Source organism: Rhodanobacter sp. C03, assembly GCF_002001175.1.
GTDB lineage: Bacteria > Pseudomonadota > Gammaproteobacteria > Xanthomonadales > Rhodanobacteraceae > Rhodanobacter.
This window is the reverse complement of the sequence record NZ_MUNT01000001.1, coordinates 145,428-164,804: the sequence shown is the minus strand read 5'-3', so window position 1 is coordinate 164,804 and position 19,377 is coordinate 145,428. Positions and strand designations below refer to the sequence as shown.

The following is a 19,377-nucleotide window of genomic DNA, read 5'->3' as shown; positions in this document are numbered from 1 at the left end:
CGCGAAGCAGTAAGCAGGTGACGCGTTCGGGAATCTAGCCTTCGTCAGCCAGCTGCTCGAATTCCCCAGCCAGATAATCGATCAGCTGACGCACCGCCGGCAGCAGCCCGCGGCGCGACGGGAAGATCGCGTGCGCGATGCCGCTCTGCGGTGCCCAGTCCGGCAGGACACGCTGCAGGGTTCCCGCGCGGAATTCATCGCGGATGGTCATGGTCGGCAGCTGCACGATGCCCACGCCGGCGAGTGCTGCCAGCCGCAGCGCCATCATGTCGTCGGTAACCAGACGCGGTGTGTGCGTTGCCACCACGCTGCGGCCGTCCGGGCCGTTGAGCTGCCACACATGTTCGCTGCGCGTGCGCGCCAGATCGAGGCCGAGACCGATGCTGGGCACGCCATGCAAGTCTGCGGGCACGCGCAGCGGCGGGTGCTGTTCCAGCAACGCAGGGCTGGCGATCAGACATTGCGGACTTTCGCCGAGCACCTTCATCACCAGATCGCTGTCCTCCAGCGGCGGAAAGCGCACGCGCAGCGCGAGGTCGTAGCCTTCCTGGATCACGTCCACGCGTCGGTTGGTCGCATCCAGCTGCACCTGCACGCGTGGATGGCTGGCCATGAAGCGGGCCAGCATCGTGCCGATCTGGAAGTGCAGCAGCGCCACCGGACAGGCCACGCGCACGATGCCTTGCGGCTCGGCGCGGGTGAGGTCGATCAGCTCCTGCGCCGCCTCGGCTTCGACCAGCATCGCCTTGCAGTGGCGGTAATAGTCCTGGCCCAGCTCGGTGACCGAAAAACGCCGGGTGGAACGCTGCACCAGGCGCACGCCCAGGCGTTCCTCCAGCATCGCCACGCGCCGGCTGAGCTTGGACTTGGGGATGCCGAGCGCGCGTCCGGCCGCGGCAAAACCGTGGTGTTCCACCACCTGGACGAAATAGAACAGGTCATTGAGATCCTGCATCGCGGCGTCCAGCGTTCCATGGATAGGACACTGAGGATAAGCCACGCCAGCTACCGGCGGCAGTGACCCGGGTTCACCATGGCGCCCATGCCTGCGGCCACTCCGGCCCGCAGCGAAGGAGATCCCATGAAAAAGATTCTTGGCGTGTACAGCGCCCCGCAACAGCATTGGGTGGGTGACGGCTTTCCGGTGCGCTCGATGTTCTCGTACAACAGCCACGGCCAGCATCTCAGCCCGTTCCTGCTGCTGGACTATGCCGGCCCGATGGCGTTCAAGCCCGCGACGCAACCGCGCGGCGTCGGCCAGCATCCGCATCGCGGTTTCGAGACCGTCACCATCGTCTATGAGGGCGAGGTCGAACATCGCGACTCCACCGGTGCCGGCGGCAAGATCGGCCCCGGCGACGTGCAGTGGATGACGGCGGCGTCCGGCATCCTGCACGAGGAGTTCCACTCGCACGAGTTCACCCGCAATGGCGGCACGCTGGAGATGGTGCAGCTGTGGGTGAACCTGCCCGCCAGCGACAAGATGGCCGCGCCGGGTTACCAGACCCTGCTCGACGCCGACATTCCGGCGGTCGATCTGCCCGATGGCGCCGGCAAGCTGCGCGTGATCGCCGGCGAGTACAACGGCCATCGCGGCCCGGCGCACACGTTCACCCCGATCGACGTGTGGGACGTGCGGCTGAAGCAGGATCATGCGGTGGATTTCGTGGTGCCGGCAGGTCGCACAGTCGCGTTGATCGTGCTGCGCGGCACCGTGCAGGTGAACGGCAGCCAGGTTGCCCGCGATGCGCAGATGGTGACGTTCGATCGCGCCGGCGACGAGATCTCGCTGGAAGCGAACACCGACGCGACCATCCTTCTGCTCAGCGGCGAACCGATCGACGAACCGGTGGTCGGCTACGGCCCGTTCGTGATGAACAGCCAGGAAGAAATCCAGCAGGCGTTCACCGACTTCAGCAGCGGCAAGTTCGGTCGGATGGCGCACTGAATCGAAACGGCTCCCGCCTTCGGGCGGGAGCCGTCAGCTTGGCCATGGACTCGGCGCCAGCATCACGCGTGCTGCGTATCAGCACATTCCGCTCCCCCCTTGGAGAAAGCTCATGGCAAGCGAACCCATCCGTGATCCGGTCAAGGATCATTTGCTGACCCCACAAAACTCGGCCCTGATCGTCATCGACTACCAGCCGGTGCAGGTCAACTCGATCGACTCGATGAACCGGCAACTGCTGATCAACAACATCGTCGGCACCGCGAAAGCGGCCGTGGCCTACGGCCTGCCGATCGTGCATTCGACGGTGAACGTGAAGAGCGGTGCGAACAAGCCGCCGATCGCGCCCTTGCGCAAGGCGCTCGCCGGCATTCCCACCTACGACCGCAGCACGATCAACTCGTGGGAGGACGTCGAGTTCCGCAAGGCGGTGGAAGCGACTGGCCGCAAGAAGCTGATCATGACCGCGCTGTGGACCGAGGCCTGCCTGACCTTTCCCGCACTCGATGCGCTGAAGGAAGGCTACGAAGTCTATGTGGTGGCCGATGCGGTAGGCGGCACCTCGCTGGCCGCGCACGAGATGGCGCTGCGTCGGATCGAGCAGGCCGGCGGCAAGATGATCAGCGTGGGCCAGCTGTTCTGCGAACTGCAGCGCGACTGGGCACGCACCGATACGGTGCCGGCCTTCATGAACCTGTTCATCGAAACCGGCGGCACCATGGGCATCCAGCTTTCCTACGATCGCGATTGAGCTGCGCTTTCCGGCACGTCGCACCGAAACCTCCGTTGAATACACTTCTGAAGGAGTACCTGCTTGGATCGCAACGTCACACAGATCATTCCAGCGCATGACCTCATCGACGATGGCGACATGCACCTGCGCCGCGCACTGCCGCAGGAGCAGCGCACGGCGCTCGGCCCGTTCGTCTTCATCGACCATTACCGCCACCGCAGCCAGCGCGGCATCGGTGACCGCCCGCATCCGCACGCCGGCATCGAGGTGGTCAGCTACCTGCTCGACGGCGGTGTCGAGCATCGCGACAGCATGGGTTTCCGCGATCGGCTGGGACCGGGCGACGCGCAGTTCATCCGCACCGGACGCGGCATGCTGCACGCCGAACAGCCGACCGGTGGCCGCCACGGTCTGCAGCTGTGGATCAGCCTACCGCCGGAACTCAAGCAGGTGGAGCCCAGCTATACCTCGCTGCGCGCTGCCGAAATGCCTGACCTGATCGGTCCCGGTTCACGGCTGCATGTCGTCGCTGGGCAGGTGAACGGTGTGCAGGGCCCGATGGCGCTGAGTGGTGGCGCCGTGTTCGCCAGACTGCACCTCGATGCGGGTGCGAGCATGGCACTGGACGTCGAGCCCACGCCCGAGCTGGGGATTTATGTGCTGCAGGGCCAGGTCGATGTCGGCGCTACCCGTTTGACTACGGGCGCGCTGGGCATCCTGGGCAGCGGCAGCCAGGTGCACATTGCGGCACATGGTGACGAAGCCGTCGAAATCGCCTTGCTCGGCGGCCAACCGGTGCAGGGCGACGTGCTGTTCTCCGGCCCGTTCGTGATGGACACGCCCGAGCGGCTCGAACAGGCGAAGCGTGACTTTCTCAGCGGTCGCATGGGGCGGCTCGAAGGCGTGCCGTTCTGACGTTCAATATGATCTGACTTGATGCAGCCGCAACTCAAAGAGACAGAACAGCAGTTCGCCCAGGCGTCCGCAGCACGACGCCTTTCCTTCACCACGTGGCATCTGGAGAACTCCATGAAAAGGCACGATCTGTTCCGCACCAAAGTTGCCGCACTGGTCCTGGCTGGCGCGCTGGGGGTGCTCCCTGCGCTTCATGCGAAGGATGCTGCCACCACGCCGTTCCCCGTTTCGAGCGATCCCGCCGTCAGCGCCGAGCAGCACGCGGTGTATGCCGTGGTCCATCAATACGAGTCGGCGCTGAATGCGGGCGACACCAAGGCGATCGTCGATCTGTTCGCCAAGGACAGCGTGGCGGAATGGAACGAGAAGCACACCTACGCCACGCGGCAGCAGAAGATCGATGGCTATGGCGCGCTGTTCAAGATCGCGAAATTTTCCACTGTGTTCGAGTACGACGCGGTCAATATCTATGGCGATGCCGCGGTGGTTCGTACACATCACCACGTCGGTGCCGCGGTCATCGAGAACGGCAAGAAGGTGATCGATTACAACCGCGAGGTCTTCGTGCTGAACAAGGTCGACGGCGTGTGGAAGATCGTGCTGTACACGTTCAACACTGATCCGGTGCAAGGCGAAGGTTGACCTCTGGCTTCAGCATGATCGACATGACCACGGCAGGCATGATCCTTTCCGACCTGCAGTGGTCATGCACCGCCCGGTGATTTCCAGAACCAAGCTGCTCTTGCCGCCATGAGCCATGGCAAACCTTGCGGCAAATACAGCAGAGCCAGTACAGCAGCTGACCGGGGTGCGCACGGCAGGTAGTTTATCGACACGCAACCGGCAATGATGTGCTGAACTATCGGCACCCTTTCCGCCCGCGCCCTGCGATGCCTGCCTGCGAGAATCCTTCATGATGCGTCATTCAGTGCGACTGATCTTCGCGGTTACCGTTTTGCTCCTCGCCGCACAAACCGCGTTGGCACAGACGCCGAAAACCGTGCTGCTGCAGGACCTCACCTGGACGGAACTGCGCGACCAGATCCAGGCCGGCAAGACCACCATCATCATTCCGATCGGCGCGACCGAGCAGAGCGGTCCGGATGTCGCACTGGGCAAGCACAACGCGCGCGTGGCGTGGCTGTCGCAAAAGATTGCCGAGGGGCTGGACAACGCGCTCGTGGCGCCGGTGATCGCCTATGTGCCGGAAGGCAGTTACGCGCCGCCGACATCACATATGCGCTTTCCCGGCACCATCACCATTCCGGATGACGTGTTCGAGAAAACGCTGGAATCCGCGGCGAACAGTTTTGCAGTGCACGGCTTCACGAACATCGTGTTTCTGGGCGACCACGGCGGTTACCAGAAGGACATCACGCTGGTGGTAGCCCATCTCAACAAGGCGTGGGCAGGTACGAAGGCCCGTGCCTTCGTGCCGCCGGAATATTACGCGACCAGCTCGGACGGCTACGCGCAGATTCTGCGCCAGCACGGCTACCGCGATGACGAGATCGGCACCCATGCGGGGCTCGCCGACACTTCCCTGCAACTTGCCGTCGCGCCGCAGATGGTCCGGCTTGATCGACTACACAGCGGCGCGAAGCTCGGCCCGGCGGACGGCGTCTACGGCGGCGACCCGCGCCGTTCCAGCGCCGAACTCGGCCGGCTGGGTATCGACGCGATCGTGTCGCGAACAGTCGATGCGCTCAGGAAGGACACGGCTGGGCGATAATGCGACGGCTGACTCCTCCCCCATCCCTTGATAGCGAAATCGACATGACTACACGTTCCCATCGTTTTTTCCGGATCGCCGCGTGTGTCGGCGTCGCTCTGGCAGGTGCCGGTGGCGCCTCCTTGGCCGTTGCCGCGCAGTCGGTCACGACAGTCGCCGGCATGCCGCGGGTCGTGGATGCCAGCAACATGTACAGCGAGGCTGGCGTCAATCACTTCAGTCCCGTCGTGGCTGGTGCGTTGCCGCGGATCTATGTGCCGAACCTGCGTTCGAAAAGCGTATCCGTGATCGACCCGGCGACGTTCAAGGTGGTCGACACCTTCCCGGTCGGCCAGAGCCCGCAGCACGTGGTTCCGTCATGGGATCTGCAGACGCTGTGGGTGACCAACAACGCCGAAGGTAAAAACGACGGCAGCCTCACCCCGATCAATACGAAGACGGGCAAGCCGGGCAAGGCCATCCCGGTCGACGACCCCTACAACATGTACTTCACCCCGGACGGCAAGGAAGCGATCGTGGTGGCGGAAGCACACGCGCGGCTGGATTTCCGCGATGCGCATACGATGGCGCTGCACAACAGCCTTCAGGTGCCGGAGTGCAAAGGCATCAATCACGCCGATTTCTCGATCGACGGCAGGTACGCGATCTTCACCTGCGAATTTGGCGGCAAACTGGCCAAGATCGACATGGTCAAGCGCCAAGTGGTGGGCTACCTCTTGCTCGACAAGAAGGGCATGCCGCAGGACATCCGCGTCTCGCCCGATGGCAAGGTGTTCTACGTCGCCGACATGATGGCGAATGGTGTGTACCTGATCGACGGCGACAGCTTTACCAGGATCGGTTTCATTCCGACCGGTGTCGGCACCCACGGGATGTATCCGAGCCGCGACGGTACGAAACTGTATGTCGCCAATCGCGGTACCAACCAGATTCACGGCAAGCGCCACGGCAATGGCAGCGTGTCGGTGATCGACTTCGCCACGCGCAAGGTCGTCGCGAACTGGCCGATTCCGCATGGCGGCAGCCCGGACATGGGCAACGTCAGCGCCGACGGCAAGCTGCTGTGGCTGTCCGGTCGCTTCGATGATGTCGTCTATGCGTTCGACACCACCACCGGTGCGGTCAGATCGATCAAGGTCGGCGCGGAGCCGCATGGGCTGGCCGTCTGGCCGCAGCCCGGCCGTTATTCGCTGGGCCACACCGGGATCATGCGCTGAGCTGGTGACCGGCAAGCGTCGCCCACGCGCTGCCCTCGTGAGAGATGGCATGAGCATCGATCCATTCAGCGATGCGAAGATCGTCGATGCCTGGGGCAGGAATGCCGCGCCATGGACCGTCGCCGTACGCAAGCAGCAGATCGAGAGCCGGCGACTGGTCACCGATCAGGCGATCATCGAGGCCACCCTCAGCCGCTCGCCGCGCTCGGTGCTCGACCTCGGCTGCGGCGAGGGTTGGCTGGCCCACGCGCTGGCGGCCCTCGGCATCGACGTGATCGGGATCGATGCGATTCCCGCGCTGATCGAGCAGGCGCGGCTGGCTGGCGGTGCTGACTTTCGGGTGATGTCGTATGAAGACATCGGTGCCGGCAAGCTCGACGCGTCGGTCGATGCCGTCGTGTGCAATTTCGCCTTGCTCGGCAAAGAATCCGTTGCAGGGCTGTTTGGCGTCGTCCGCTCGCTGCTCAACCCACAAGGCACATTCCTGGTGCAGACCCTGCATCCGGTCGCCGCCTGCGGCGACCATCCTTACCAGGATGGCTGGCGAGCAGGCTCCTGGGCCGGCTTCAGTGCCGATTTCAGCGACGCAGCGCCCTGGTATTTCCGCACGCTGGAAAGCTGGGTCAGGCTTTTCCCGGAACATGGCCTACGCCTGCTGGAGCTGCGTGAGCCGCTGCATCCGCAGATGCAGAGGCCCGCGTCGGTGATCTTCATGGCGCAGGCGGCCGATTGACCAGCTTCGCCGCCACGGCACGGCAGTCGTAAGGCGCGTCTCGCGCGGTGCAGAAATCCGGCCACTTCGTCGCCTTCCAGATCGCGACGAGGCCGAGCTTCGCCGCCAGCGCCATGAAGCGTGGATCGGCGCGGAACTTCACAGCGTAGGGTCGAAAGAAAATCGACGGGTTTCCGACGTAAGGCGCGTTGCGCAGAGGCGTCCGCATCTCGCCGATGCTGGCATAGGCATCGTCGATGCGACCGACCACCATGAAGTTGAGCGCCGCACCGAAAGCACCGTCCGGGCCGGCATTAAGCGCCTTGATCGCACCTGCCGCCGCCTCGACTGTGGCTGGCGACGGATGCGCCCTGGCATCCGCCTCCAGCCGGAGCAGGTGCACGTGCGCCGAACCTAGCCCAGCCGTGATCGCGGGATCGTCGAGCGTTGCGGCGGCCTTGGTCGGGTCGGCGTAGCGCGCCGCCAAGGTTCCCGCGAAATCTTTGAGATTGTCGTTGTCGGGCCAGGTCTTCAAGGCGGCAGTAAGCATCGCCTGCGCCTCGTCGATGCGATCGAGGTTCGCCAGCGTCATGATGACCTGCAGTGTCTTGGGCCAGAATTGTGGTCCCGAATTGGCCGCGCGCATCGCATAGTCGAGCGCTTCGTTGGTGCGGCCGACGTTGATGAGGCCAGAGGCGTAGAAGTAATTGCCGATCGGATCGTCGGGATTGAGCGTCAGTGCCTGCGTGAGGTCGGCCTGCGCCGCCGACCATTCGCCGATCTGCGTCCTGGTCATGCCGCGCGCCACCCAGGCGGCCGAGTTGCGTGGATCGATCGCGAGCGCGCGTGCCGCGGCATCCAGCGCTTCCTTGCGCGCGGCGGGCTCGTCGTCGTCACTTTCTCCGACGATGAAGCCGTTCCATTCGGCAAGCGTGCCCCAGCCCTGCGCGAAATCGGGGGCCAGTCGGGTGACGTCACGCAGCAGCTTGCGGGTTTGCAGGTCGTCGCCGCTCGGCAGCGCTTCGCAAGCCTGCAGATAGACCTTGAGTGCCTCGACGCTGACGATCGAGCGGTCGCGCGCAGTCTCGTCGAGCGCGCAAACGAACACCGCGCCCATGCGTACCTCGGCCTCGTGGTGCATGGCGTCGGCCTCGGCGATCGGCCGCGTCAGGTTGGTCGACCAGATGATCGCGCCATCCGCCGCCGAGTTCAGCGTCAGCGTCGAATGCAGCTTGCCCGCCACGCTGCGGACGCTGCCGTTCAAGGTGAAATCGGCGGCGATCGTGGCGGGAGCCCCGGCGGTTGTCCCATCGAGCACCCGCAACTTGGAGCCGCCGGACGTGACGATTTGCGCGAGATCGGCGGCAAAGCCCTGCGAGAAGGACGCCGCCGCCTGATCGCCGGGCAGCGTATCGAATGCCGCGACGCGGATGCTCGGCGCGTCGCCGTGATCGGCCTTCGACCGATAGATGAAAAGTGCGGCCAGCAACGCGGCGATGGCGAACGCGGCGACGATCAGCATCTTTCGACCCGGCCAGCGCAGCCGGCGAGCGCGTCGGTCGTGCAGCGGCAGCGGCTCGGTCGCAGGCCCCTGCGTGTCCAGCCATTCGATCAACTTGCACCACGCCGGATCGTTCGGCGACCCGCGCCAGTGCGACAGGTCGATGGACTGTTTCAGCATGAATGCCAAAGGGACGGTACACGGTTCGATGAGGACCGGCACGAGCTTGGAACGGTCCTGCGCGTAATGCGCTTCGCTGCGAACCCACTCGGACGTGACCGAGCGCGGCGACCACAGGACTATTACGCTCGCCGCCGCCGCGATCTCCTGTTCGATCGTCGTATCCCATGCCTGGCGCGGGGTCAGGCCTTCATCCCACCATACCGTCCGGCCGCTCTTGCGCAGCGCGGCGACGATTACGGCGGCCCGGGCGCGATCCTCTCGCTTGTAGCTAAGAAAGATATCCGCCACGCCGATGGCCTGAGTCTCAGTTGCCCCGAATCATCGTAACAGGCCAATGCATCCGCGAACCGCCGCAAAGGTTGCAAATGAATCGGTTGACCGCACTGCAACATCGGCGCTAACGTCGGAACCATGTCGCCGCTTTCCACGCCAGCACGCATGCACGCTGTCCCGGTTTCCACCGGGCATCTGCCGTTGCCGGCGGGCGTCAACTCTCGTTCCATCGCCACCACGATTACGACTACCACCACGACTCGGTCGGGGTGGGTGTCCGTGCGCGAATAGGTTCTTCACTACGCAACGGCCCCGCCCTCGATGAGGCGGGCCGGCGCACTCCCACAGCACAAGCCGATCCGCCAGCGAGCACGGGCCTCATAGGAGGTCATCGTGAATGTCTGTGCACCCCAACTTGCCTCCCCGCCACCCTCATTGGGCTTCGCCGTGCCGACTGCGCGGCGGCGACGCGCGCTGGCGGTTGGACTGATCGGACCTGGCCGCGTCGGCAGTGCGCTGCTCGCCCAATTGCGTGCCGCCCAGCCACGGTTGATGCGCGAAACCGGACTGGAGCTGCAGCTGTGCGGCATCGCTGCCAGCCGGCGGATGTGGCTGGACTGCGACGATCCCGAACTCAACCATGCCGGCCGCGACCATCACGGTGAGCGAGCGCAGATCTGGCGGCCGGGCAACCTCGACGAATTCGCCGCGCACGTACGCGGCAGTGATGGCCGCCACGCGCTGCTGATCGACTGCAGCGCCAGCGAGGTCGTCGCCGGTCACTACGCCGACTGGCTGGCCGCCGGGCTGCATGTGGTGACGCCGAACAAGCTGGCTGGCAGCGGCGCGCTGTCACGCTGGCAGGCGATCCGTGCCGCCTGCGCCGACGGCATGCGCTTCCGCTACGAGGCCACCGTATGCGCCGGCCTGCCGGTAGTGCAGACGCTGCGCGACCTGCTCGATACCGGCGACGAACTGCTCGCGGTGGAGGGCATGTTCTCCGGCACGCTGGCCTGGCTGTGCAACCGCCATGATGGCCAACAGCCGTTCTCGGCACTGGTGCGCGAGGCGCATGCGCTGGGCTATACCGAGCCCGATCCGCGCGACGATCTGTCCGGCCTCGATGTGGCGCGCAAGCTGGTGATCCTGGCGCGCGAAGCGGGCTGGCCGCTGTCGCTGGAAGATGTCGTGGTGGAAAGTCTGGTGCCGCCCGCCCTGGCAGCCTTGCCGCTCGAAGCCTGCATGCAGCAACTGCACGAACTGGATCCATTAATGTCCGCCCGGCTGGCCGAGGCGCGGGCCACCGGCGGCGTGCTGCGCTATGTCGCCAGCCTGGACCGCCACGGCCGCGCCCGTGTCAAGCTGGTCGTGCTGCCGGCGAAGCATCCGTTCGCGCATACGCGGCTGACCGACAACATCGTGCAGTTCACCACGCGCCGTTACTGCGACAATCCGCTGTCGGTGCAAGGCCCCGGCGCCGGTCCCGAAGTGACCGCCGCCGGTGTGTTCACCGATCTGCTGCGCATTGCCGACTCGCTGGAGGTGCGCGCATGAACTCCTCACTGCTGGAACCCGTCATGGCTTCACCGCGTCGCCCCAAACTCCCGCAGGTCGCCTGCGCCTTCGCCCCCGCCAGTGTCGGCAACGTCGGCGTGGGTTTCGACCTGCTCGGCCACAGCGTGGCCGGCGCCGGCGATCGCGCCGAGGTGCGTCGCATCGACGAGCCGGTGGTGCGTATTGCGGCGATCCGCGGCTGTGTCACCGAACTGCCGACCGATCCGCGTCAGAACACCGCCGGCGTCGCCCTGCTCGCGCTGCGCAAGGCGCTCGGCCTGCAGCACGGTTTCGAGCTGGTGCTGCACAAGGGCATCGCGCTGGGGTCGGGCATGGGCGGCTCGGCTGCATCGTGCGTAGCTGCATTGGTCGCCGCGAATGCATTGCTGGTGCAGCCGTTGCCGCGTGAATCGCTGTATGGCTTCGCGCTGGATGGCGAAGCAGTGGCCAGCGGCAGTCGCCACGGTGACAACCTCGGTTCGATGCTGCTCGGCGGCCTGGTGCTGGCCACCCACGAGCGCCTGTTGCGCATCGAGGTGCCGGCTGCGTGGCATTGCGCGCTGGTGCATCCGCATGTGGTGCTGGAGACCCGCAAGGCGCGCGCCGCGCTGGCCGGCCACTACGAGCTCGGCGAGTTCGTCGCGCAAAGCTCGAACCTCGCGCTGGTGCTGGCCGGCTGCTATCGCGGCGACGCGGCGCTGGTGCGCGAAGGACTGAAGGACGTGCTGGTGGAGCCGCGCCGCGCGCCATTGATACCGAACTTCGCGCGGGTGAAACAGGCCGCGCTTGAGCATCACGCACTCGGCGCCAGCATCTCCGGCGCCGGCCCCAGCGTGTTCGGCTGGTACGACAATCGCGCCGATGCCGAAGCCGCGTCCGTCGCGATGCAGGCTGCGTTCGCCGAAGCCGGCCTGGACAGCGATGCGTGGGTGTCGCCGATCGATGGGCCGGCGGCCGCGCTGATCGCCTCCATCGACGAGACCCAATCGTGAGGCCGCCCTGTAGGAGCGACTTCAGTCGCGACATGCCCCAGCCTCATCGCATGGCCGTCGCGGCTGAAGCCGCTCCTACAGGGCCCTTGCAACCGGGTGCCTGCCATTCGAGGCGCACATGAGCGAACCGGTGCGCTATCACAGCACCCGCGGCGCCGGTCCAACCGTGCCGATCAGTCAGGCGATCGCCGCTGGACTCGCGCCCGATGGTGGCCTATATGTGCCAGAGGCATTGCCGTCAATCGATCCGGCTGCGTTCGATCCGCACGGCTCGTTGGCCGACACCGCCACAACCTTGCTGGCGCCGTTCTTCGCCGATGATCCGCTCGGCGACGAATTGGCGGCGATCTGCGCGGAGGCGTTCACGTTTGACGCACCGCTGCGTGCAATGCCGGCGCTTCCGAATACCATGATGCTGGAGCTGTTCCAAGGCCCCACCTCGGCCTTCAAGGATTTCGGCGCACGCTTCCTCGCCGCCTGCTTGCGCCGGCTGCCGCGCACCGATGCACGACCACTGACGATCCTGGTCGCTACTTCAGGCGATACCGGTGCGGCAGTTGCTGCAGCTTTCCATCGCCAGCCGAACGTGCGCGTGGTGATCCTGTATCCCGACGGACTGGTCTCACCTCGGCAAGCACACCAGCTCGGCTGCTTCGGCGACAACGTTACTGCGCTACGCGTGGCCGGCCGCTTCGACGATTGCCAGCGCATGGTCAAGGCGGCACTCGGCGATGCCACGCTGCAGGCGCAGCTGCCGCTGTCATCGGCCAACAGCATCAGCTTGGGCCGCCTACTGCCGCAGATGAGCTACTACGCGCACGCCGCGCTGGGCTGGTGGCGCGAACACGGCACACCGCTGAACTTCATCGTGCCCACCGGCAACCTCGGCAACGCGCTGGCCTGCCTGTGGGTGCGCGAGATCGGCCTGCCGGTGGGCACTGTGCGGCTGGCCTGCAATGCAAACGCCACCCTGCCCGACTATTTTTCCGGCGCCGCTTACGCCCCGCGCGAAGCGGTCGCCTCGTTGGCGAATGCGATGGACGTGGGTGCGCCGAGCAACTTCGATCGGCTGCGATGGACTTATCAGGATGAACACACCTTACGTGAGCAACTGCAGGCCGCCAGTGTCGACGATGCGGCGATCCGGCAAACCATCGCCAGCCACGCACACGACCACGGCGACGTGTTCTGCCCACACACCGCCACTGCCGTGCATCTGCTCGATCGGCTGCGCGCGAGCGGCGACACAACTCCGTGGGCCGTGGTCGCCACTGCGCACCCGGCCAAGTTCGAGAGCGTGGTCGAACCGCTGATCGGGCAATCGCTTGCGGTGCCCGTGTCACTCGCGGCGATGCTGGCCCTCCCGGCCTCGTCCGAGCCGCTGGCTGCCGACGAAAACGCATTGCGGCAATGGCTGCTGCAGCACGCCCAAGCTTGATGGCACAGGATGAATGCGGAGCCGCGATGACCGGTCGCCGGGCAGTCCCAAGTCAGTTGCGGCAGGCTTTGCAGCTCTATCCATGTGCGCCGACCGATCACCACTTACCCTGAATGTTCGCGCGCGCCACGCGCGCGCAAGGCATAAGCCTCTCTGTCGTATGGATGGCTAGCCATCCATACCGCAATCGCTGTGATCGAGCGATCAGTTTCAAAGGAAACTGTTGACGTGCCATTTCGGCTTCGCGTATGGTCGGTCACATGTCGCAACGCAACAACCCCTGCCGCACCGCCGAAACCAACCGTCTCCCGACGGTTGCCGGCCTGCTGCAGCTTCGCGGCACGCTCCTTCTTGCCCTTGTACTCGTACTCCTTATTACCAACGGAGGTGCGGGCTGAGGGCATGTGTCCAGGTAGATAGAAAGTAACCTGAAGACTCCCAAAGAACCCCGCACCGGCAACGGCGCGGGGTTTTTTGTTGCCCTCGGCTCGCATCCACGGAGCCAGCGATGAACCCCGAATCAGACGTAGCAGCATCAACATCCGGCAGCGTCCACGCTGCCGCCGATCGCGTGCGCATCTTCGACACCACCTTGCGCGACGGCGAGCAGGCGCCCGGCTTCTCGATGGATCGGCGTACGAAATTGCGCATCGCACAAGCGCTTGAGGCGCTCGGCGTCGATGTGCTGGAAGCTGGCTTCCCGCAGGCCTCGCCGGATGATTTTGCCGCGGTGGCCGAGATCGCACGCACGCTGAAGACCACCACGGTGTGCGCACTGGCACGCTGCCAGAGCGGCGACATCGACAGCGCCGCGCGCGCACTGGAACAGGCGCGACACGCACGCATCCATGTGTTCCTGTCGACCAGTCCGCTGCACCGCGAACACAAGCTGGGCATGAGCAAGGCGCAGGTGGTCGATGCCGCGGTCGCAGCCGTCGAACGTGCACGCGACTTGTGCCACGAAGTGGAGTTCTCTGCCGAAGACGCATTGCGCACCGAACCCGAGTTCCTCGCCGAGGTGTTCAGCGCCGCCGTCGCCGCCGGCGCCACCACGCTGAATGCGCCGGACACCGTGGGCTACACCACGCCGTCCGAAATTGTCGAACTGTTCACCTACCTGCGCCGGCATGTGCGCGATGCCGACAAGGTGATCTTCTCCAGCCATTGCCATGACGACCTGGGCATGGCGGTGGCGAACAGCCTGGCGGCGGTGAGCGCCGGTGCGCGCCAGGTGGAATGCACGATCAACGGCATCGGCGAGCGCGCCGGCAACGCCGCGCTGGAGGAGATCGTGATGGCGCTGAAGGTGCGTGCACCGCACTTCGGCGTCGGCACCCGCATCGACACGCGCCGGCTGTATCCCACCTCGCGCCTGCTGACCCAGCTGACCGGGCAGGCGGTGCCGCGCAACAAGGCGATCGTGGGCGACAACGCGTTCGCGCACGAGTCGGGCATCCATCAGCACGGCATGCTCAAGCACCGCGGCACCTACGAGATCATGCGTCCGCAGGACGTCGGCATCGCCGAGACGAAGCTGGTCATGGGCAAGCACTCCGGCCGCGCCGCCTTGCGTCAGCGCCTGGAAACCCTGGGCCACACGCCGGATGACGCGGCACTGGATGCAATCTTCGCGCGCTTCAAGACACTGGCCGACAAGAAGCGCGAAGTGCACGACGAGGATCTGGAAGCGATCGCGCTGGGCCTGGATCCGGACGCCGCCGGCCCATGGCGGCTGGTGCAACTGAACACCAGCACGCATCTGGGCGGCAGCGCCTCGGCTTCGGTGAAGCTGCGCCATGACGACGGCCGCGAAGCCGGCGAAGCGGCGATCGGCGATGGCCCGGTCGATGCCGTGCTGCGTGCGATCGAACGCGCCACTGGCAGTGACCTGCAGCTGACCGATTTCCAGGTACGCGCAGTCAGCGAAGGCGGGGACGCGCAGGGCCAGGCCCAACTCACCGCCCGCCACGCCGCGCGCGAATGGCGCGGCCACGGCATCAGCACTGACATCGTCGAGGCCACCGCGCTGGCCGCGCTGGCCATCGTCAACCGCATCGAGCGACAGACACCGGCCACGCCGCCGGTCGCCGTCGCCAATCTGTAATCAGCCGAGGAATCTCCATGAGCAACACGCCTTTCCTCTGGCACAACGGCCGCATCAAGCCCTGGGCCGATGCCAGCGTCCATGTCAGCACGCATGCCCTGCACTACGGCTCATCGGTGTTCGAGGGCGAACGCGTCTACGCCACGCCGCAGGGCCCTGCGTATTTCCGGCTGGCCGAGCACACCCGCCGATTGTTCGAATCCGCCGCGATCTACGAGATCGAGATCGGCTACAGCGAGGACGAGATCAACACCGCCTGCGTCGAGCTGATCCGCGCCAACGCGATGCGCTCGGCCTATGTGCGGCCGATCGTGTTTCGCGGTGCCGGCGGCCTGGGCGTGCTGGCGAAGGATGGCGCACCGGTCGAGGTGGCAATCATGGCGCTGGACTGGGGCGCGTATCTGGGCGACGCGATGGAAAAAGGCGCGGACGTCTGCGTGTCCTCGTGGCATCGCCCCGCACCGAACACCTTACCTAGCTGGGCCAAGGCCGGCGGCAATTACCTCAACAGCCAGCTGATCGGGCTGGAAGCGCGCCGCGGCGGCTACGACGAAGGTATCGCGCTGGGCCACAACGGTCTGCTCAGCGAAGGCGCCGGCGAAAATCTGTTCCTGGTCAAGCGCGGCAAGTTGCTCACGCCGCCGTCGAGCGCCGGCATCCTCGCCGGCATCACCCGCGACAGCGTACTCACGCTGGCCGCCGATCTCGGCATCACGGTGGAAGAGCGCGACCTGCCGCGCGAGGCGCTGTACACCGCCGACGAAGTGTTCATGACCGGCACTGCCGCCGAGATCACGCCAGTGCGTTCGGTCGATCGCAAACCGGTCGGCAAGGGTGCGCCTGGGCCGATCACCAAGCAACTGCAGCAGGCGTTCTTCGGCCTGTTCGATGGCCGCACCGAAGATCGCTGGAACTGGCTAACGCCGGTCCACGCCAACATCACTGCACAGGAGGCTGCATGAGCGGCAAGACCTTGTTTGAAAAAGTTTGGGACGCACACGTTGTCGTCGCCGAAACCACCGACACGCCGGCCGTGCTCTACGCCGACCTGCATCTGGTGCATGAGGTGACCTCGCCGCAGGCATTCAGCGAACTGCGCGAGCGCGGCCTGCAGCTGCGCCGCCCCGATCGCATGCTGGCCACGCTGGACCACTCCACGCCGACCTTGCCGACAAATGCGGACGGCAGCCGCCCCTACGCGAATGCCGAGGCGCAGGCGCAGGTGACCCAGCTGGAAACCAACTGCCGCGAGTTCGGCGTCGAGCTGCACGGCTGGGACAGTGCCGACCGTGGCATCGTGCACGTGATCGGCCCCGAGCTGGGTGCCACCCAGCCCGGCATGACGATCGTCTGCGGCGACAGCCACACCTCAACCCACGGCGCGTTCGGTGCGCTGGCGTTCGGCATCGGCACCACCGAGGTCGGCCACGTGATGGCCACGCAGTGCCTGCTGCAGCGCAAGCCGAAGACCATGGCGATTCATGTGGACGGCCACTTGCCCGCCGGTATCAGTGCGAAGGATCTGATCCTGCACATCATCGGCGCGATCGGCGTCGACGGTGGCACCGGCTACGTGCTGGAGTACCGCGGTGCAGCGGTCGAGGCGCTGTCGATGGACGAGCGCATGACCGTCTGCAACATGTCGATCGAGGCCGGCGCGCGCGCAGGCCTGATTGCACCGGACGACACTACGTTCGCGTGGCTGAAGGGTCGCCCCCGCACCCCGCAGGGTGCCGCGTGGGATGTCGCCGTCGCGACGTGGCGCGCGCTGCGCAGCGATGACGGCGCAGCCTACGACCGCGAAGTGCGCATCGATGCCAGCGCGGTGAAACCGACGGTCACCTACGGCACCCATCCGGGCATGGCGATCGCGATGGATGCGCCGGTGCCGGCCGCGACCAATGCACAGGAACACCGCGCACTCGACTACATGCAGAGCAAACCTGGCCAGCCGATGCAGGGCACGCCAGTCGACGTGGTGTTCGTCGGCAGCTGCACCAACTCGCGCCTGTCGGATCTGCGCGAAGCGGCCAACGTCCTGCGTGGCCGTCGCGTCGCCGACGGCGTGCGCATGCTGGTGGTGCCGGGTTCCGAAGCGGTGCGCCGCGATGCCGAGCGCGAAGGCCTGCATCAGGTATTCACCGCCGCCGGTGCCGAGTGGCGCGTGCCCGGCTGCTCGATGTGCATCGCGATGAACGGCGACCTGGCCCAGCCAGGCCAGCTGGTGGTGAGCACCTCCAACCGCAACTTCGAAGGCCGCCAGGGCAAGGGCGCGCGCACCGTGCTGGCCAGCCCGGCCACCGCCGCCGCGTCCGCGCTGGCCGGCCGCATTGCCGATCCGCGCGACTACGCCGTGCGCGATAACCGCCGGCAGGAGCAAGCCGCATGAAGCCCATCACCCGCATCCACTCGCGCACCGCCGTGCTGGCCGACGAGAACATCGACACCGACCGCATCATCCCGGCGCGCTTCCTCACCACCACCACCCGTGAAGGGCTGGGCAAGCTGTGCTTCAACGACTGGCGCTACCAGGCCGATGGCAGCGACAACCCGGCGTTTCCTTTGAACCAGCCGCAGGCGCAGGGCTGCTCGATCGTGGTCGCCGGACGCAACTTCGGCTGCGGCTCCTCGCGTGAACACGCACCGTGGGCCCTGCTCGACTACGGCGTGCAGGCGGTGCTGTGCAGCGAGATTGCAGACATCTTCCGCGGCAACGCGTTGAAGAACGGCCTGCTGGCGATCGTCATCGACGAACTGGAACACCGCTGGCTGCTCAAGCACCCCGGCATCGAACTGGTGATCGACGTGCGCGAGCAGTTCATCGCGCTGCCCGACGGCGGCCGTATTCCGTTCCGGCTGGAACCGTTCGCGCGGCACTGCCTGCTCAACGGCGTCGACCAGCTTGGCTACCTGCTGCAACACAGCGATGCCATCACCGAATACGAACAAGCCCAGGAGGCTGCATGAAAGCCCACATCGTCACCCTGCCCGGCGACGGCGTCGGCCCCGAAGTCACCGCCGCTGCAGTCGCAGTGCTGAAGACAATCGCTGCCCGCTACGAACACGAGTTCACCTTCGACGAGCAGTTGATCGGCGGCGCCGCGATCGACGCCACCGGCGCGCCGTTGCCGGCTGAGTCGCTGGCCGCATGCCAATCCGCCGATGCCGTGCTGCTCGGTGCCGTCGGTGGACCAAAATGGTCCGACCCGAACGCGTCGGTGCGCCCTGAACAGGGACTGCTGGCGCTGCGCGCTGCGCTAGGTGTCTACGCCAACCTGCGCCCGCTGCAGGTACATCCGGCGCTGGCCGACCTGTCGCCGCTGAAGAACGGGAAACTGGAGAACGTCGACGTGCTGTTCGTGCGCGAGCTGACCGGCGGCGCTTACTTCGGCGCCAAGACGCGCACAGCCGACACCGCCACCGACGAATGCAAGTACACCGTCGTCGAAATCGAGCGCGTGGTGCGCCGCGCGTTCGAGCTGGCGCGCGGCCGTCGTCATCACGTCACCTCGGTGGACAAGGCAAACGTGCTGGAAACCTCGCGGCTGTGGCGCAGCACCGTGCAACGCATTGCCGCCGACTATCCCGACGTGAAGGTCGAGCACCAGCTGGTCGACTCGATGGCGATGCTGCTGCTGACCCAGCCGAATCGCTACGACGTGGTGGTCACCGAGAACCTGTTCGGCGACATCCTCACCGACGAGGCCGCCGCGCTGGCCGGTTCGCTCGGCTTGCTGCCGTCAGCGTCACTGGGTGAAGGCAAGGCCGGCCTGTACGAACCGATCCACGGCTCGGCACCGGATATCGCCGGCCATGGCGTCGCCAATCCGGTCGGCGCGATCCTTTCTGCCGCCATGCTGCTGCGTCATTCGCTGGGGCTGGAAGCCGAAGCGGTGGCCGTCGAGACAGCGGTTGACCAGGTGTTGCGCCATGGCCCGCACACCCGCGACATCGGCGGCAGCGCCGGCACCGCCGCAGTGTGCGACGCCGTGCTGGCAGCGATCGAGGAGTACGCCGACAGCGCCGCCGCTTTCTTTCGCGGAACACGTGCATGCGGCTGATGCGAACACCCGGC

The 19,377-nt window shown here is 66.0% G+C and carries 18 protein-coding genes; 15 read left to right on the top strand and 3 right to left on the bottom strand.

Features of this window, described 5'->3' with window-relative positions:
* Positions 1–34: 34 nt before the first annotated feature.
* Complete coding sequence (locus tag B0E48_RS00650; RefSeq protein ID WP_077515533.1) at positions 35–955, bottom strand: LysR family transcriptional regulator; 921 nt, start codon at positions 953–955, stop codon at positions 35–37.
* Between the two features lie 126 nt (positions 956–1,081).
* Between B0E48_RS00650 and B0E48_RS00645 the strand changes: the two genes are divergently transcribed.
* The 7 genes from B0E48_RS00645 (at position 1,082) to B0E48_RS00615 (ending at position 7,278) form a co-directional block, all read left to right on the top strand.
* Complete coding sequence (locus tag B0E48_RS00645) at positions 1,082–1,948, top strand: pirin family protein (protein ID WP_077515532.1); 867 nt, start codon at positions 1,082–1,084, stop codon at positions 1,946–1,948.
* A gap of 112 nt (positions 1,949–2,060) precedes the next feature.
* Positions 2,061–2,699, top strand: coding sequence for a hydrolase (locus B0E48_RS00640; protein WP_077515531.1), 639 nt, complete (start codon positions 2,061–2,063; stop codon positions 2,697–2,699).
* A gap of 63 nt (positions 2,700–2,762) precedes the next feature.
* A complete protein-coding gene (locus B0E48_RS00635; RefSeq protein ID WP_077515530.1) occupies positions 2,763–3,596 on the top strand; it encodes a pirin family protein in 834 nt (277 codons plus the stop codon).
* Between the two features lie 114 nt (positions 3,597–3,710).
* Positions 3,711–4,238, top strand: a complete 528-nt coding sequence (locus tag B0E48_RS00630) for a nuclear transport factor 2 family protein (protein ID WP_077516806.1) — start codon at positions 3,711–3,713, stop codon at positions 4,236–4,238.
* Between the two features lie 271 nt (positions 4,239–4,509).
* On the top strand, positions 4,510–5,328 hold the full coding sequence (locus B0E48_RS00625; protein ID WP_254423797.1) for a creatininase family protein: 819 nt from the start codon (positions 4,510–4,512) through the stop codon (positions 5,326–5,328).
* Positions 5,329–5,372: 44 nt separating this feature from the next.
* Positions 5,373–6,545, top strand: a complete 1,173-nt coding sequence (locus B0E48_RS00620; protein ID WP_077515529.1) for a YncE family protein — start codon at positions 5,373–5,375, stop codon at positions 6,543–6,545.
* 49 nt (positions 6,546–6,594) lie between these two features.
* Complete coding sequence (locus B0E48_RS00615) at positions 6,595–7,278, top strand: class I SAM-dependent methyltransferase (RefSeq protein WP_217317775.1); 684 nt, start codon at positions 6,595–6,597, stop codon at positions 7,276–7,278.
* Here B0E48_RS00615 and B0E48_RS00610 read toward each other — a convergent pair.
* Complete coding sequence (locus B0E48_RS00610) at positions 7,256–9,229, bottom strand: TIR domain-containing protein (protein ID WP_168170266.1); 1,974 nt, start codon at positions 9,227–9,229, stop codon at positions 7,256–7,258. The genes B0E48_RS00615 and B0E48_RS00610 overlap by 23 nt on opposite strands.
* 378 nt (positions 9,230–9,607) lie before the next feature.
* On the opposite strand from B0E48_RS00610, the gene B0E48_RS00605 reads away from it, so the two are divergent.
* The 3 genes from B0E48_RS00605 to thrC all read left to right on the top strand — a co-directional run bounded on the left by B0E48_RS00605 (position 9,608) and on the right by thrC (position 13,198).
* On the top strand, positions 9,608–10,768 hold the full coding sequence (locus B0E48_RS00605) for a homoserine dehydrogenase (RefSeq protein ID WP_077515527.1): 1,161 nt from the start codon (positions 9,608–9,610) through the stop codon (positions 10,766–10,768).
* Between the two features lie 23 nt (positions 10,769–10,791).
* Positions 10,792–11,760, top strand: a complete 969-nt coding sequence (locus B0E48_RS00600; protein ID WP_254423868.1) for a homoserine kinase — start codon at positions 10,792–10,794, stop codon at positions 11,758–11,760.
* Between the two features lie 118 nt (positions 11,761–11,878).
* Complete coding sequence (gene thrC / locus B0E48_RS00595; RefSeq protein WP_077515525.1) at positions 11,879–13,198, top strand: threonine synthase; 1,320 nt, start codon at positions 11,879–11,881, stop codon at positions 13,196–13,198.
* 104 nt (positions 13,199–13,302) lie between these two features.
* On the opposite strand, the gene B0E48_RS17405 is transcribed toward thrC, so the two are convergent.
* Complete coding sequence (locus B0E48_RS17405; RefSeq protein ID WP_139350108.1) at positions 13,303–13,734, bottom strand: hypothetical protein; 432 nt, start codon at positions 13,732–13,734, stop codon at positions 13,303–13,305.
* Between B0E48_RS17405 and B0E48_RS00590 the strand changes: the two genes are divergently transcribed.
* From B0E48_RS00590 to leuB, 5 genes are read left to right on the top strand one after another with little or no spacing between them, the layout of a single operon-like run.
* The gene (locus B0E48_RS00590; protein WP_077515524.1) at positions 13,707–15,302 is read left to right on the top strand and encodes a 2-isopropylmalate synthase; all 1,596 of its coding nucleotides are present in this window, start codon (positions 13,707–13,709) and stop codon (positions 15,300–15,302) included. The two genes, B0E48_RS17405 and B0E48_RS00590, sit on opposite strands and share 28 nt — an antisense overlap.
* A 17-nt stretch (positions 15,303–15,319) precedes the next feature.
* Positions 15,320–16,264, top strand: a complete 945-nt coding sequence (locus tag B0E48_RS00585; protein WP_077515523.1) for a branched-chain amino acid transaminase — start codon at positions 15,320–15,322, stop codon at positions 16,262–16,264.
* A complete protein-coding gene (gene leuC, locus B0E48_RS00580) occupies positions 16,261–17,691 on the top strand; it encodes a 3-isopropylmalate dehydratase large subunit (protein ID WP_077515522.1) in 1,431 nt (476 codons plus the stop codon). Before B0E48_RS00585 ends, leuC begins: the two co-directional genes overlap by 4 nt.
* Positions 17,688–18,269 carry a 3-isopropylmalate dehydratase small subunit gene (gene leuD, locus B0E48_RS00575; RefSeq protein WP_077515521.1) on the top strand — a complete coding sequence of 194 codons (582 nt, stop codon included), beginning with the start codon at positions 17,688–17,690 and terminating at the stop codon, positions 18,267–18,269. Before leuC ends, leuD begins: the two co-directional genes overlap by 4 nt.
* Entirely contained in the window at positions 18,266–19,363 is a 1,098-nt protein-coding gene (leuB, locus tag B0E48_RS00570) for a 3-isopropylmalate dehydrogenase (RefSeq protein ID WP_077515520.1), read from the top strand. The genes leuD and leuB overlap by 4 nt, the downstream gene beginning before the upstream one ends.
* Positions 19,364–19,377 lie beyond the last annotated feature (14 nt).